At 63.6% G+C, this 15429-nt stretch carries 13 protein-coding genes; 9 read left to right on the forward strand and 4 right to left on the reverse strand.

Going from position 1 to position 15429, the window contains the following annotated elements; translation table 11 throughout:
- Positions 1–113 precede the first annotated feature (113 nt).
- From SPH52_RS16035 to SPH52_RS16045, 3 genes are all read right to left on the reverse strand, one after another.
- Entirely contained in the window at positions 114–1571 is a 1458-nt protein-coding gene (locus SPH52_RS16035; RefSeq protein ID WP_411796045.1) for an NCS1 family nucleobase:cation symporter-1, read from the reverse strand.
- Positions 1572–1649: 78 nt separating this feature from the next.
- A complete protein-coding gene (locus tag SPH52_RS16040) occupies positions 1650–3026 on the reverse strand; it encodes an NCS1 family transporter (RefSeq protein ID WP_411796046.1) in 1377 nt (458 codons plus the stop codon).
- Between the two features lie 113 nt (positions 3027–3139).
- A complete protein-coding gene (locus tag SPH52_RS16045; RefSeq protein WP_411796047.1) occupies positions 3140–3886 on the reverse strand; it encodes an aspartate/glutamate racemase family protein in 747 nt (248 codons plus the stop codon).
- Positions 3887–4467: 581 nt separating this feature from the next.
- On the opposite strand from SPH52_RS16045, the gene puuE reads away from it, so the two are divergent.
- Positions 4468–5400 carry an allantoinase PuuE gene (gene puuE, locus SPH52_RS16050; RefSeq protein WP_411796048.1) on the forward strand — a complete coding sequence of 311 codons (933 nt, stop codon included), beginning with the start codon at positions 4468–4470 and terminating at the stop codon, positions 5398–5400.
- Positions 5401–5494: 94 nt separating this feature from the next.
- Here the strand turns inward: puuE and SPH52_RS16055 are convergent, their stop codons facing one another.
- Positions 5495–6934 carry a YfcC family protein gene (locus SPH52_RS16055; protein WP_411796049.1) on the reverse strand — a complete coding sequence of 480 codons (1440 nt, stop codon included), beginning with the start codon at positions 6932–6934 and terminating at the stop codon, positions 5495–5497.
- A gap of 197 nt (positions 6935–7131) precedes the next feature.
- Here SPH52_RS16055 and SPH52_RS16060 point away from each other — a divergent pair, with 197 nt between their 5' ends.
- The 8 genes from SPH52_RS16060 to SPH52_RS16095 all read left to right on the forward strand — a co-directional run.
- Positions 7132–7995: a MurR/RpiR family transcriptional regulator gene (locus SPH52_RS16060; protein ID WP_411796050.1), complete on the forward strand. Its 864-nt coding sequence runs from the start codon at positions 7132–7134 to the stop codon at positions 7993–7995.
- A 203-nt stretch (positions 7996–8198) separates the two neighbouring features.
- On the forward strand, positions 8199–9032 hold the full coding sequence (locus tag SPH52_RS16065) for a bifunctional allantoicase/(S)-ureidoglycine aminohydrolase (protein ID WP_411796051.1): 834 nt from the start codon (positions 8199–8201) through the stop codon (positions 9030–9032).
- Between the two features lie 258 nt (positions 9033–9290).
- Complete coding sequence (locus SPH52_RS16070; RefSeq protein WP_411796052.1) at positions 9291–9776, forward strand: ureidoglycolate lyase; 486 nt, start codon at positions 9291–9293, stop codon at positions 9774–9776.
- A 174-nt stretch (positions 9777–9950) separates the two neighbouring features.
- Entirely contained in the window at positions 9951–11726 is a 1776-nt protein-coding gene (gcl, locus tag SPH52_RS16075) for a glyoxylate carboligase (RefSeq protein ID WP_411796053.1), read from the forward strand.
- Positions 11727–11804: 78 nt separating this feature from the next.
- A complete protein-coding gene (gene hyi / locus SPH52_RS16080) occupies positions 11805–12575 on the forward strand; it encodes a hydroxypyruvate isomerase (protein WP_411796054.1) in 771 nt (256 codons plus the stop codon).
- 174 nt (positions 12576–12749) lie between these two features.
- On the forward strand, positions 12750–13634 hold the full coding sequence (locus SPH52_RS16085; protein WP_411796055.1) for a 2-hydroxy-3-oxopropionate reductase: 885 nt from the start codon (positions 12750–12752) through the stop codon (positions 13632–13634).
- Positions 13635–13856: 222 nt separating this feature from the next.
- Positions 13857–15161, forward strand: a complete 1305-nt coding sequence (locus SPH52_RS16090) for a glycerate kinase (protein WP_411796056.1) — start codon at positions 13857–13859, stop codon at positions 15159–15161.
- Positions 15158–15429 (forward strand): pyruvate kinase (locus SPH52_RS16095; RefSeq protein ID WP_411796057.1); only part of this gene is annotated, 272 nt, incomplete at its 3' end. The genes SPH52_RS16090 and SPH52_RS16095, both read left to right, overlap by 4 nt.

The raw sequence follows: 15429 nt of genomic DNA on the forward strand, positions 1-15429 counted from the left end.
TGCATACGAGCCGCCGGATGCCAAGGCATTCGGCGGCTCGTATGGTTTGTCGGTTCCGCTTGTTGGTTCCGCGCCCCGGGCGTACCGGAGGCGCGAGCGTGGCAACGAATCGATCAGGTGGCCGGGGCCACCGGCGCGGGGCGGTAGCTGAGCATCAGGCCGTAGTAGAAGAGCCCGCCAAGCGCAGCGCCCATCATCCAGCCGTAGCCGTCGAGGCCGGAGAGCGCCGGCACCAGCACCGTGGAGATCGAGAACAGCGCCGCGCCACCGAAGGCCGCCAGCGCGCGGGTGTTCCACCCCTTCACGTAGTAGTAGGCAGTGCCCGGCTTGGAGGAGAACAGCTGTTGCATGTCCAGCTGTTGGCGCTTCACCAGGTAATAATCGACCACGATGATGCCGTAGAAAGGCGCAATGATGGCGCCGAGAGCGTTGACGAAGCCCGGTACGCCGATCTGGCTGATCAGCGAGACCCACAGCGCGCCGACGAAGAAGGCCACTACGGCGGTAATGAGTCCACCCACCTTGAAGCTGATCTTGCTGGGGAACAGGTTGGCCAGGTCGTAGGCCGGCGGAATGAAGTTGGCTACCAGGTTGATGCCCACCGTGGCGGCGAAGAAAGTCAGGGCGGCGACGATGGTCAGCGGCAGGGAGTCGACCCGCTCGACGATGTCGGCCGGGTTGGTCAGGGCGTCGCCGAACAGCACCAGGGTACCGGCGGTGATGATCAGGGCGATGAACGAGAAGAAGGCTACGTTGAGCGGCAGGCCGAGCAGGTTGCCGAGCTTCATCTGGCGCTCCGTCTTCACGAAGCGGGTGAAGTCGCCGAAGTTGATCACCACCGCCGCGAAGTAGGCCACCATGGTACCGACGATGGCGAGGAAGGCCGCGATCGAACTGCCGCTGCGTGAGCCGTCGCCGCTGAAGATGGTGCCAATGGCGGGCAACAGGTCACTGCCGGCCTGGTACCAGACCACGATCATCAGCACCACCATCACCACGTAGACCAGCGGTCCGGCCCAGTTGAGGAAGTGCTTGATGCGCTCGATGCCCTGCCAGAAGATCGCGATCTGGAACAGCCAGACGATCACGAACGAGACCCAGGCCACGCCGGAAAGGCCCAGGAAGGTGCCACCGTTACCGGCACCGAACAGCGCGGTGATCAACAGCGCCACGGCGGTAGAGGCGAAGTAGGTCTGCACGCCGTACCAGAAGATGCCGATGATCGCGCGCAGCATGGCCGGGAGGTTGGCGCCGCGAACGCCCATGCTGGCGCGCACCATTACCGGGAAGGGAATGCCGTACTTCACGCTGGGCTTGCCGGTCAGGTTGACCAGGAACATGACGATCACCCCGGCGAGGATGATGGCCGCCATGACCGCCCAGCCGTTGAGCCCATAGGCCAGGAACAGCGAGGCGGCCAGGGTATAGCCGAACAGGCTCTGGATATCGTTGGACCAGACGTTGAAGATCTCGAAGGCGCCCCAGTTGCGGTCCTCGTGCTTCAGCGGGGCGAGGTCCTCGTTGTACAGCGTGGGATCGATGGTTTGGATGTTCAGCTCGTTGTCTTGCATCGTCGTCACCCGTTGTCATTGTCAGTATGCTCGCCCAGCCGGATATCCGGCTGGGGAAGCAGGAGCAGCATGCCGCTACTACTGGCGGAACCGCTGGCAGGGGGCCCAGTGCTTCATCAGCAGGTAGTAGGTGACGCCAGCCGGGATCAGGCTGGCGTACCAGGACACGGCGGAGAAGGTCAGCGCCGCGGCGATGCCCACGGCGGTGGCGATCAGTGCCGCTTTGTTGACGCCCTGGTAGGGGCCGTTCTCGTCGTAGAGCTTGCCGAGATCGAGGGTGCGACGGCGGATCAGGTAGTAGTCGACCACCAGGATGGCGAAGATCGGACCGAGGAAGGCGGAGTAGGTCTGCACGAACAGCTGCAGGCCGGCCGCGGAGTCGGGCTGTACCAGCTTCCACGGGAAGGTGGCGAAGGCCAGCAGGCCGACGATCACCGTGGAGGTGGCGAACTTCAGCTTGAATACGTCCATCAGCACGTAGGTCGGCGGCACCACGTTGTTGAGCACGTTGGTAGTGACCTGGGCGAAGGCAATGAACAGCAGCGTGGTCATCAGCAGCGGCGTGTTGTCCACGGCGTTGGCGAATACCTGGATCGGGTCGGCGGTGCCGGTGGCCTCGGACACCATGTAGCCGATCAGGCCCATGAACAGTGTGCAGGGCAGGATCGACATGGCATAGATGGTGGTGAGAATCCCCTGTCCGGTGCCCTGCTTGTGCTCCCGTGAATAGTCGCTGACGTTGAGCATCATGGTGCTGTAGATACCCAGGAACAGCATGGTAGCGCCCCAGAACGGCATGCCCCAGGAGCCTTCCATGGTCAGCAGGCTGGCCGAGAGCTCATCGCCGTAGCGCTGCACCGTGGCATAGAACATGTACACCAGCGAAGCGAGGATGAAGGCGCTGCCGATATTCTCCAGCCACTTGATGCCCTGGAAACCCATCACCGACAGGCCGATCTGCAGGAACTGGAAGGCGATGAAGTAGAAGATCAGGTTATCGAAGCCGAACAGCGTGGCCGAGACCATGTTCAACGCCCCTGCACCGATCCAGCTCTGGAAGCCGTACCACACCACCGCGGGCACGGCCCGTACCAGGCCCGGCAGGCGCGTGCCGGCAAAACCGAAGGCACTGCGCGCCTGGACCATGAACGGGATGCCGTACTTGTAGCCGGCGGCGCCATTCAGCGCCAAGGCGATACCGATCACGAAGCAGCCGATGGCGATGGCCAGGGTCGCCTGGATCAGGTTGAGGGTACCGACCACGCTGGAGCCCATGGCGAAGGTACCGATCGACACACAGCCACCGAACCAGGCCAGGAAGTATGAGGTGCGCCCCATGATACGAGTCTTCTGGGGCGCGAGCGATTCCTCGCCCAGCGCCTTGGAGGCGCTGGGCGCGACAGCAGTCGGGGGAACGGGGTCGGCCGCCGTGCTGTGTGGGTTAGTGTGCTGCATGGGTCTGTCCTCGCAAGTCGTTGCTCTATGTTGTGGTTGTGCCCGCTACCGCTCTCGGGCTCTGTGGCGTGACGTGCTCAAGGTGCGTGTTGTTGTAGTCGCCTGGGAAAAGCTCAGCGCTCAGGCGTGAGGTTCGAAAACTCCTTGAAGCGGCCGCTGAAGGCCTTGGGCCGCGGAAATGCCAGGTCGCCGTGCTTGCTGGTGCCGAGCCCAAGCCCGACGAGCGCCTCGGCCAGCTTGACCGCGGCCGTGACGCCCTCGATCACCGGCAGGCCGACCTCGCGGGAAATGGTTTCGGTCAGGTCGGCCATGCCGCCGCAGCCGAGTACGATGGCGCCGATGCCGTCCTCCTCGCGGGCCCGGCGGCATTCCTCGATGATGCGGCCGAGCGCTGCCGAACCGTTCTCCTCCAGGTCCAGCACGGGGATCTCGGCGGCGCGGACCCGACGGCAGTGGTGACGGAAACCGTACTGCTCCAGCAGGTGCTCGGCGATGATGGCGGTACGGGAGAGGGTGGTCACAACGGAGAAGCGCGTGCTGACTAGGCTGGCCATATGGAAGGCCGCCTCGGCGATACCGATCACTGGTGCGCGGGTCAGCTCGCGCGCCGCCAGCAGGCCCGGGTCGCCGAAGCAGGCGATCACGTAGGCGTCGGTATCTTCCTTCTCTCCGGCCAGTACTTCCTCCATCACGCCCACCGCGCTGATGGCCTCGTCGAAGTGGCTCTCGATGGAAACCGGGCCATGGGCCGGCTGTATAGCCACGATTGTCGTGCCGGGAGCGGCAATACGCTTCGCCGCCTCGCCGATCTTATGGGTCATGGCGACCGTGGTGTTGGGATTGATGATGCGTAGACGCATGCGAGCTCCGAACTATTCTTGTGAACAATAAAAAATCTCTTTGTACACAAAATAGATGCTGTGCATGCTAGATGCAAGAACTTCGATTGTGCGGCCTGATATACCATAAAATTCATTAAAATCATAAATATACTTTGTTTTTCTTTGCCGGCCATAGGCCTCTCGGCTATTAGGCTTTGGTAGATAAAGGAGTGGTGAAGGTAGGGTTGGCGACGTTTTTCTTCTATTTATGTATACACTTTTATGCGTTTCTTGTTGCTTGAGCCTCTGCAGGGGCATGCGATAGAGACTCAGTAGCGGAAAAGTTCGGCTGAGCTTGGATATTTCGGTTGCAGGCGGGGGTTATTTTTGTATACAAAACATTTGGGTCTCTATTTTCTGCCCATGCGTTCTCCAGAAGGGTTGCCTAGAAGAAGGGCCGCGCAAGGCCGCCGGCTGAGGCCCCATAGCATGAGATAGCCGAGCTGAGGCTTCTATTGCAACCTAAGTGGATACAGTCTATTTTTCTTATTGTATACATTTTGGAGGGAGCGATCGCAGCGTTCGCTCCCGGCAGTGAAGAACAAAGAGGAAGGTGCAGGATGAGCATTCACCGTGACTACCCCCGTGACCTGGTCGGCTACGGCCGTAACCCGCCCCACGCCAACTGGCCGGGCCAGGCGAAGATTGCCGTGCAGTTCGTGCTCAATTACGAAGAGGGTGGCGAGAACTGCGTGCTGCACGGCGATGGCGGCTCCGAGCAATTTCTCTCCGAGATCATCGGAGCGCCGGCCTTTCCCGATCGCCACCTCAGCATGGAGTCGATCTACGAGTATGGTTCGCGGGCCGGGGTGTGGCGCATCCTGAGGGAATTCGAGCGTCGTGGCCTGCCGCTGACGGTATTCGGCGTGGCCATGGCGCTGGAGCGCCACCCGGAAGTGGCCCAAGCGTTCAAGGAGCTGGGCCACGAGATCGCCTGCCACGGCTACCGCTGGATTCACTATCAGGAAGTGCCGGAGCACGTCGAGCGCGAGCACCTGCAGCGCGCCATGGAGATCTTCCAGCGTCTCTACGGCGAGAAGCCGCAGGGATGGTACACCGGCCGCGACAGCCCCAACACCCGTCGCCTGGTGCTGGACGAAGGCGGCTTCCTCTACGACAGCGACTACTACGGCGACGACCTGCCGTTCTGGACCTGCGCCGCCGACAGCCAGGGCAACGAGCACGACCATCTTGTCGTGCCCTATACCCTGGATAGCAACGACATGCGCTTCGCCGCGCCGCAGGGCTTCAATACCGCCGAACACTTCTTCACCTACCTGCGCGACGCCTTCGACGTACTTTACGCGGAGGGCGAAGAATCGCCCAAGATGCTCTCGGTGGGCATGCACTGCCGGTTGCTGGGTCGACCCGGCCGCTTCCGCGCCCTGCAGCGTTTCCTCGACCATATCGAGGCGCATGATCGGGTGTGGGTAACGCGGCGGGTGGATATCGCGCGGCATTGGATGGAGCATCATCCGGCGCCGGCGCGCTGAGGCTCACGGAATGATATTCCCTTGGGAAGCGAGCCAGCCCCGCCCGGACGAGCCGGGCAGGGCCTGGTGGGTGTGCGGGATGGCGTTCAGCCTGTCAGCCTACCCATTGGGTCGCCTGAGCAAAGGCGAGGAAGCACACCGCTATCGCTACCCAGACGCAGAACAGCGGGAAGAAGAACTTCACCCATTTCTGCCAGGGCACGCCGGCGATGGCCAGGGTGGCCATGAAATAGCCCGACGTGGGGAACAGGATATTGCCGATACCGTCACCGAGCTGATAGGCAAGGACCGCAGTCTGGCGGGTTACGCCGATGATGTCGGAGAGCGGGGCCATGATCGGCATGGTCACCAGAGCCTGGCCACTGCCGGAAGGTACCACGAAGTTGAAGGCCAACTGGGCAAAGTACATGCCGATGGCCGAGAGCAGGGTGGGCAGTTCTCCCACCAGGTTTCCCAGTCCGTAGACCAGGGTATCCATGATCTGGCCATCCTCCAGCACTACGGCCACGCCACGGGCCACGCCGGCAATCATGGCGCCGACCAGCACGTCGCGGAAGCCCTTGTTGAAGGCTTCGCAGATGCTCTCTGTGGTCAGGCCGGCGATCAAACCGACGACGATGCCCATGACGATGAACAGGCCCGCCATCTCCATCATGAACCAGCCCTGGCGCAGCACCCCATAGACCAGGATGCCGAAGAAGGCGAAGGTGGCGATAGCGGCCAGCTTCTGGCGGCCGTTGGCGAGAAGAGCCCCTTCGTCGGTGGCATGCTGGTAGAGCGAGCGCTTCTCGGTCTCGGCCTCATCGCCTTCCATCAGGCTCATTCCGGGATTGAGCTGAACCTGGCGAGCATAGCGCATCACGAAGTAGATGGCCGCTCCCAGCACGACGACGAAGGCGGCGGCACGCAGACCAAAGCCGGAGTAGAGCGGCAGGTCGGACAATTTCTGTCCCAGGCCGGTATTGATCGGGTTGAGGATGCCGGTGGTGAAGCCGGCGGTGGTGGCACAGAGGGCCACGGCGGCCGCCGTCACCGAGTCGAAGCGCAGGGCGATCATCAGTGGCAGGATCACCGGCACGTAGACCAAGGCCAGCTCCTGGGTGCCGATGATGGTGGCCACCACGGCGAAGACCGTCATCAGTACCGGGATCATCAGCAGGCTGCGATTGGCGAAGCGACGGCTGAGCTTGTCGACGCCGATCTCGATGATGCCGGTACGGCGCAGCACCATGAACATGCCGCCGATCATGAAGGTGAAGAATACGACTTCACCGGCGCTCATCAGTCCGTTGGGAATCGCCAGCATGAAGTCGACGAGGCCGGTCGGGTTCGATGCCACGTACTGGAAGGAGTCGGCATCGATGGTGGTTCGGCCATCGGGTCCGGGTATCCGTTCGAATTCTCCGGCCGGGACGAAGTAGGTTGCTATCGCGGCAAGGGCGATGAAGACGAACAGGATGACGTAGATGTGCGGGATCTGCCAGTGACGCCGCTTGGCGTCGGTAGTTTGGGTCGTCTCGGAGGGGTGGGGCATGGGGATACCTCGCGTTGTTGTTGGGGGTGTCGCTATAGTGATGCGGTGCCTGGGCACCCCGATCGTGGTTGGCACCGCAGGGTGGAGCGGACCAAGGGAGTGATCGGTGAGGAGAGCTCACCGGCCGGTCGAGTGGTACAAGTGGTAGCAGGCGGAGCGTTTCTTCGTCTGTGACTTGAATTGGGGGAGAGCTTTTCTTGCGCACGCAACAGACCGGCATGCAGCCACATATCGGCCAGCGAATCTCGGCGCAATATGCCGAACTGACCACGCAGGAGCAGCGGGTGGCCGGTTTCATTCTCGACCATTTCGATGACCTGGCGGTCTACAGCGCCGTCGATCTGGCGCGTCTGACCGGTGTTTCCAAGTCCACGGTCAGCCGGCTCTTCAGGCGTCTCGGTTTCGAGAGCTTCCAGGCCGTGAAGCGCCATGCACGTGAATTGCGTAGCCGGGGCGTGCCCTTGGTGACCGAGCCTGGGGGCGTGGCGGGAAACGGTGAGCAATTCAAGCGTCATCTCGAACGTGAACGGCAGAACCTTCGCAGCGCCCTGGAGGGAATCGAGCCGCGGGACTTCGAAGCCGTGGTGGAGAAGCTGAACACTGCGCGGCGGGTCGTGCTGGTCGGCTTTCGCAACAGCTATCCGTTGGCGCTCCATTTTCGGCAGCAACTGATCCAGGCTCGCGACTTGGTCAGCGTTGCACCAGAGCCGAACCAATCGCTGGCCGAGGAATTTGTGGGCTTGGATGGGGCCGATCTGGTGGTGCTGTTCGGTTTTCGCCGTCGTCCCAGGGTCTTCGACGCCTTGGCGAGTGAGTTGGCCTCGATGCCTTGCCGGGTATTGCTGATCGCCGATGCCACGTCCAGCGGCTATGCCGAGCAGGTAGACTGGTGGATGCCGTGCCCCATTGATAGCGTCTCTGCTTTCGATAGCTATGCCAGTGCCATGAGTTTGATCAGCCTGCTTGCCAATGGGGTTCTGCACTACCGACTCGCCGAGGGTCGAGCCCGCATCGACGAAGTGAGTGAGCTTTACCAGCGGCTCGATGAACTGTCGCCCTGACAGCACTTCCACGAGCGTTACGGCATCGATTCCATACCCCATTACTGCCCCAGATTCATCTTGAGGATTCATGGCTGGCTCGACCCTTTTCGTGAAACGAAAGTTGCTAGACACCGTACTCTTGAGACGATAGTTTCACAAGATGGACGGGATCAGTTTTTTGGCCTATCTCCCAGCCTGGAACGAATATGAAGGACGAAACCATGACGACAAGAAAATACTACGCCCCTCACGGCGGACATCCGCCCCAGACCCAACTGCTCTCCGACCGGGCGGTATTCACCGAAGCCTACGCCTTCATTCCCAAGGGCGTGATGGGTGACATCGTCACCAGCAACCTGCCGTTCTGGGAGCAGACCCGGCTGTGGGTGCTGGCGCGTCCGCTCTCCGGTTTCGCTGAGACCTTCTCGCAGTACATCATGGAGGTGAGCCCAGGTGGAGGCAGCGAGCGCCCCGAGCTCGACCCTGCCGCCGAGGGGGTACTGTTCGTCGTCGAGGGCGAGATGACCCTGACCATTGCCGGCGAGCGCCACGAGATGACGCCGGGCGGCTACGCCTTCCTGCCGCCGGGCTGCCATTGGCAGCTGCGCAATGAGTCCAGTGCGCCGGTGCGCTTCCACTGGGTGCGCAAGGCCTACGAGTACGTCGAGGGTATCGAGGTGCCGCGGGCCTTCGTGGTCAATGAGAACGACCTCGAGCCCAACCCGATGCCGGGCACCGAAGGGCGCTGGGCCACCACGCGCTTCGTCGATCCCAACGACATGCGCCACGACATGCATGTCAACATCGTCACTTTCCAGCCCGGCGCGGTCATCCCCTTCGATGAGACCCATGTCATGGAGCATGGCCTCTACGTGCTCGAGGGCAAGGCGGTCTACCATCTCAATCAGGACTGGGTCGAGGTCGAGGCCGGTGACTTCATGTGGCTGCGCGCCTTCTGCCCCCAGGCGTGCTACGCCGGGGGCCCGGGGCCGTTTCGCTATTTGCTGTACAAGGACGTGAACCGTCACGCGGCGCTGCGGCTGGGTACTCGCTGAGTGAGACTACGCCAGGATTGACGTTGGGCCGCGGCCTAGGGGCGCCGGGGGCAGGCCGAAGAGGAGGTCTTTTGCCATGGATGGCAAAAGTAGCGCCCAGGGATGGGTTCACAGCGCCTCCTCGCAGGCCTGCCGCCGGAACAGCCCCGGTGCGCAGGCAAACTGCCGAATGAATTCGAGAGGCTACCATGCTGGAACTCAAAGCCGAGCCGCTGACGCCTGAGGCCTTCGCGCCCTTCGGNAATTCGAGAGGCTACCATGCTGGAACTCAAAGCCGAGCCGCTGACGCCTGAGGCCTTCGCGCCCTTCGGTGACGTCATCGACACGCGCACGGCCGACTACTTTCACATCAACGCCGGGCGCACCCGGCGCTACCACGACCTGGCCAAGGTCGAAACCCTGGGCGAGCAGGCGCGAGCGCTGATCAGCATCTTCGTCAGCCAGCCCGTGTCGATCCCGCTGGAGCTCGATTTTCTCGAGCGCCATCCTCAGGGCAGCCAGGCCTTCATGCCGCTGCACGCGGAGCGCTTCGTGATCGTGGTGGCGCCGCCGGGTGAGATCATCGACCCGACGGAAGTGCGCGCCTTCGTCACCGACGGCCGGCAGGGTGTCAACTACCGCGCCGGCACCTGGCACGCCATCCAGTCGGTGCTGGAGCGCGAAGGCGAGTTCCTGGTGGTCGATCGCGGCGGTGAGGGCAACAACTGCGACGAATACCCGCTGGCGCTACGCATCACGCTCTGAGCCTTCCGAGAAAAGAGAGCCCAGGCAGCTGTTTTTGCCTGGGTTTTTTGTGTCTAAGAATTTTTATGAAAATATTTTCCATGATTTCTTGACGGCGTGCATGTCGACTTCTAATCTCGATATACAGAAATATTTTCCAAAAATAATCTGTCGCCACTCACGGGAGGAACCGTCATGGCTCGAATGACCGCAGCAGAAGCCGCCGTTCACGTGCTTCGAAAGGAAGGCATCGATGTCGCCTTCGGCGTGCCCGGGGCCGCCATCAATCCCTTCTACGCTGCCCTGCGCAAGATCGGCGGCATCGATCACGTGCTGGCCCGCCACGTCGAAGGTGCCTCGCACATGGCCGAAGGCTATACCCGCACCAAGGCCGGCAACATCGGCGTCTGCATAGGCACTTCCGGCCCTGCCGGCACCGACATGATCACCGGGCTCTATTCCGCCAGCGCCGACTCCATCCCGATCCTGTGCATCACCGGCCAGGCGCCGCGTGCCAGGTTGCACAAGGAGGACTTCCAGGCCGTCGACATCCAGGCCATCGCCGGTCCGGTGACCAAGTGGGCCGTCACCGTGCTGGAGCCGGCCCAGGTACCGCGCGCCTTTCAGCAGGCCTTCCAACTGATGCGCTCATCGCGCCCCGGCCCGGTGCTGATCGACCTGCCGATCGACGTGCAGTTGAGCGAGATCGAGTTCGACCCGGACACTTACGAACCACTGCCGGCCTACAAGCCCAGCGCTTCGCGTGCCCAGGTTGAGAAGGCCATGGCCATGCTCGACGAGGCCGAGCGCCCGCTGCTGGTTGCCGGCGGCGGCATCATCAACGCCGACGCCAGCGAGCTGCTGGTGGAGTTCGCCGAGCTCACCGGCGTGCCGGTCATCCCCACGCTGATGGGCTGGGGCAGCATCGCCGACGATCACCCGCTGATGGCGGGCATGGTGGGACTGCAGACGTCGCACCGCTACGGCAATGCCACCATGCTTGAATCCGACTTCGTGATGGGTATCGGCAACCGCTGGGCCAATCGCCACACGGGCAATCTCGAGACCTATACCAAGGGACGCAAGTTCGTCCACGTCGACATCGAACCGACCCAGATCGGTCGCATTTTTGGCCCCGACTACGGCATCGTTTCCGACGCCAAGGCGGCGCTCGAGCTGTTCGTCGAGCTGGCACGTGAGCGGAAGGCGGCGGGCACGCTCAAGGACCGCAGCGCCTGGGCCGAGTCCTGCCAGGAGCGCAAGCGCACCCTGCTGCGAAAGACCCACTTCGACGACGTGCCGGTGAAGCCGCAGCGGGTCTACGAAGAGATGAACAAGGTCTTCGGCAAGAACACCCGCTACGTCACCACAATCGGTCTGTCGCAGATCGCCGGTGCCCAGTTCCTGCATGTCTACAAGCCGCGCCACTGGATCAACTGCGGCCAGGCGGGCCCGCTGGGCTGGACCATTCCCGCCGCACTGGGTGTGTGCAAGGCCGATCCGGAAGCCGAGGTGGTGGCGCTCTCCGGCGACTACGACTTCCAGTTCATGGTCGAGGAGCTCGCCGCCGGCGCCCAGTTCAAGCTGCCCTATATTCACGTGTTGGTGAACAACTCCTACCTGGGGCTGATTCGCCAGGCCCAGCGCGGCTTCGACATGGACTACTGCGTGCAGCTCTCGTTCGAGAACGTCAACTGTCCCGAGATCAACGACTACGGCGTCGACCACGTCTCGGTGGTGGAAGGGCTCGGCTGCAAGGCGCTGCGCGTGACCCAGCCGGACCGGATCGCCCCGGCACTCGAGGAGGCGCAAGCCCTGATGCGCGAATACCGCGTCCCGGTGGTGGTGGAAATCATTCTTGAGCGGGTAACCAACATCGCCATGGGCACCGATCTCGACGGCATCAATGAATTCGAGGCCCTGGCCGAGAACAGCGCGGATGCGCCGACCTCGATCGCGTCTCTCACGTAACACACTGCGCCGCGTCATCGTGGGGACGATGGCGCAGCGGTGTCTCAAATGTCGACAACACAATAGAGGGAGACCCAAATGCCCAAGTTTGCCGCCAACCTCAGCATGCTGTTCACCGAGGAGGATTTCCTCGACCGCTTCCAGGCCGCCGCCGAGGCCGGCTTCAAGGGCGTCGAGTACCTCTTTCCCTACGACTATACGGCCGCCGAACTCAAGGCGCTTCTCGACGAGCACGGCCTGGTCCAGGTGCTGCACAACCTGCCGGCCGGCGATTGGGGCGCCGGAGAGCGCGGCATCGCCTGCCATCCGGATCGCGTCGAGGAGTTTCGCGCCGGCGTCGAGCAGGCCATCGATTATGCCACCGTGCTCGGCTGCCAGCAGGTCAACTGCCTGGCCGGCATCCAGCCCCAGGGCGTGAGCCTGGAGCAGGCGCGCCGCACCCTGGTGGAGAACCTGCGCTATGCTGCCGAGAAGCTCGAAGCCGCCGGCATCCTGCTGCTGGCCGAGCCGATCAACACCCGCGACATTCCTGGCTTCTTCCTCAACCGCACCGAACAGGCACTGTCGATCTTCGACGAGGTGGGCAGCGGCAACCTGAAGCTGCAGTACGACATCTATCATATGCAGGTCATGGAGGGTGACCTGGCGCCGACCATCGAGAAGCACCTGCATCGCATCGCTCACGTGCAGCTGGCCGACAACCCGGGGCGCCACGAGCCTGGCACCGGCGAGATCAATTACCCGTTCCTGTTCGCCCACCTCGACCGGCTGGGCTACGACGGCTGGATCGGCTGCGAGTACAAGCCGGCGGCGACAACGAAAGAAGGGCTGGGCTGGCTGGATCGGTGAAACGCTGTTGCGCTCGGCATCTCGGCCGCCGGCGGTGTCGAGGCGTCGCAATCGTCATGAGCACCCGGTCAACTCCGGTTGCTGCGCGCCGGCGGCGGCCGACCTGCCTTCGCTCACGACGCGTTTCAGAACATTTGCCAACGATCACAAAGACAAGCTGAAAGGAGAAGCATCATGAGCAAGATCGGTTTCATTGGCCTTGGCATCATGGGCCGTCCCATGGCGGGGCATCTGCTGGATGCCGGCCACGAACTCGTCACCGTCAAGCGCGGCACTCTGGATGCCACTCTGGCCGAGAAGGGCATGACCGAGGCCGACAGCCCCTGCGCCGTGGCCGAGCAGGCCGAGGTGATTATCACCATTGTGCCGGATACTCCCGATGTGGAGCAGGTGCTGTTCGGTGAGGGCGGTGTGATTGAAGGGCTCAAGCCGGGCACCCTGGTCATCGACATGAGCTCCATCGCCCCCATTGCCACCCAGGGCTTCGCCAGGCGTATCCATGAGGCCGGCGGCGAATACGTCGACGCGCCGGTTTCCGGTGGCGAGGGCGGCGCCATCAACGCGGCGCTGACCATCATGGTGGGGGCCACCCAGGAGGGCTTCTCCCGTGCCAGGCCGATCCTTGAGGTAATGGGCAAGACCATCACCCACATCGGCGGTCATGGCGCCGGCCAGACCTGCAAGGTGGCCAACCAGATCGTCGTCGCGCTGACCATCGAGGCGGTGGCCGAAGGCCTGCTGTTCGCCTCAAAGGCGGGCGCCGACGTGGCCAAGGTGCGCGAATCGCTGCTCGGCGGCCTGGCCCAGTCCAAGATCCTTGACGTCCACGGTGAGCGCATGATCAAGCGCACCTTCGACCCGGGCTTCAAGATCAAGCTGCACCAGAAGGATCTCAACCTGGCGCTGGAGGGCGCGCGCAGCCTCAACCTGGCACTGCCCGGCACCGCCAATGCCCAGCAGCTGTTCCAGGCCTGCGTCGCCCACGGTGGGGAGGACTGGGATCATGCCGGCATCCTGCGTGCACTGGAGGCGCTGGCCGATCACGAGGTGGGCAGGTGATTCGCCATACAGGGAGGCGGCGCCCGGGCTGCCGGTCGCGCAGAGGGTGAGCCGGTGTTTCCCTCCTGATGAGCGACGGCTCGTCGCTCATCGTTGATCGCACTCTCCGTGCGGTCCTTGACCCGGCGGCGGGATCCCCGGCTGGACCCCGCCCGCCGCCGGGCTTTTTTCTTGTGTACCCTGCTGTTACCGTCGTTGTTGTCTTCCGTTCGAGGTGTGCCCATGTCCCATGAACTTCCTTCCCTGGATCCCACGGTCGACGTGGCAGACTGGCTGCGCCGCCTCGCCGACATCGCCGTCACCGCCGTTCATCCCGACTCACTGGTGGCCAACCTGCTGCCCGACCCGCCACCCGGGCGCACCGTGGTAGTCGGCGCCGGCAAGGCGGCGGCTTCCATGGCGGCGGCTCTCGAGCGGGCCTGGCAGGAACGCTGCCCCGACGCGCCGCTCTCCGGCCTGGTGGTGACCCGCTATGGCCATGGCGAGAAGTGCAGTGTGATCGAGGTACTCGAAGCCTCCCACCCGATGCCCGACGACCTGGGCGAGAAGGCAGCCCGGCGCATGCTCGGGGCGGTGGCCGAGCTCGGCGAGGAGGATCGCGTCATCGCGCTGATCTCCGGCGGCGGCTCGGCATTGATGACGCTGCCGGCGGAAGGCATCACCCTTGCCGACAAGCAGGCGATCAACCGCGAGCTGCTGCGCTGCGGCGCGCCGATCGGCCAGATGAACACCGTGCGCCGGCACCTCTCGGCCATCAAGGGAGGGCGCCTGGCCGCGGCTGCGCATCCGGCTCAGGTGGTAACCTGGCTGATCTCCGACATCCCTGGCGACGTGGCCACGCAGATCGCCTCGGGGCCAACCCTGCCCGATCGCTCGACCCCGGCCGATGCCTTGGCGGTACTCGCACGCTATGGAATTGAGGTGCCGGCCCATGTACGCCAGCACCTGGAGCAGGATCGCTCCGCCCCCTCGCCCGACGACGCGGCCTTCGAGCGTGACGACAGCGTGACCCTGGCTCGCGCCCACGATGCCCTGGAAGCCGCCAGGGTCGTGGTGGAAGAGGCAGGGGTGATGGTGCGTGTGCTGGGCGATGACCTTGAGGGTGAGGCCCGAGAGCTGGGTCGGACCCAGGCGCGCATGGCGCTGGAGGCACGCGACGAGATCGCCTCGCCGCTGCTGATTCTTTCCGGTGGCGAAACCAGCGTCACCGTGAAGGGGAATGGGCGCGGCGGGCGCAACGTGGAGTACCTGCTGGGGCTGTTCGAGGCGCTGGAAGGCGCTGCGGGAATTCACGCCCTGGCCATCGACACCGATGGCATCGATGGCTCCGAGGACAACGCCGGTGCACTGTTCTCGCCCGATGATTGGGAGCGTGCCAGGGACCAAGGCCTCGACCCCGCCGATTACCTGTCACGCAACGACGCGTATACTTTCTTCCAGGCATTGGAGCGGCTCATCGTCACCGGGCCGACCCGCACCAATGTCAACGACTTCCGTGCCATCCTGGTCTTGCCGAGGACACCATGACGCTTCCGCCACACGCTCCCATCCACGACCCCATCCGCCGTACCAAGATCGTCGCCACCCTGGGGCCGGCCAGCGACCGCGAGGGCGTACTCGAGGCGATGATCCGCACCGGCGTCGACGTGGTGCGCCTCAACTTCTCCCATGGCAGCGCCGCCGACCATCGTCGCCGGCTGAGCGCCGTGCGCGAGATCGCCGACCGCCTGGGCAAGAGCGTCGCCGCGCTGGGCGACCTGCAGGGGCCCAAGATTCGCATCGCCCGCTTTCGTGA

Source organism: Halomonas sp. A29 (assembly GCF_046723295.1).
GTDB lineage: Bacteria > Pseudomonadota > Gammaproteobacteria > Pseudomonadales > Halomonadaceae > Halomonas.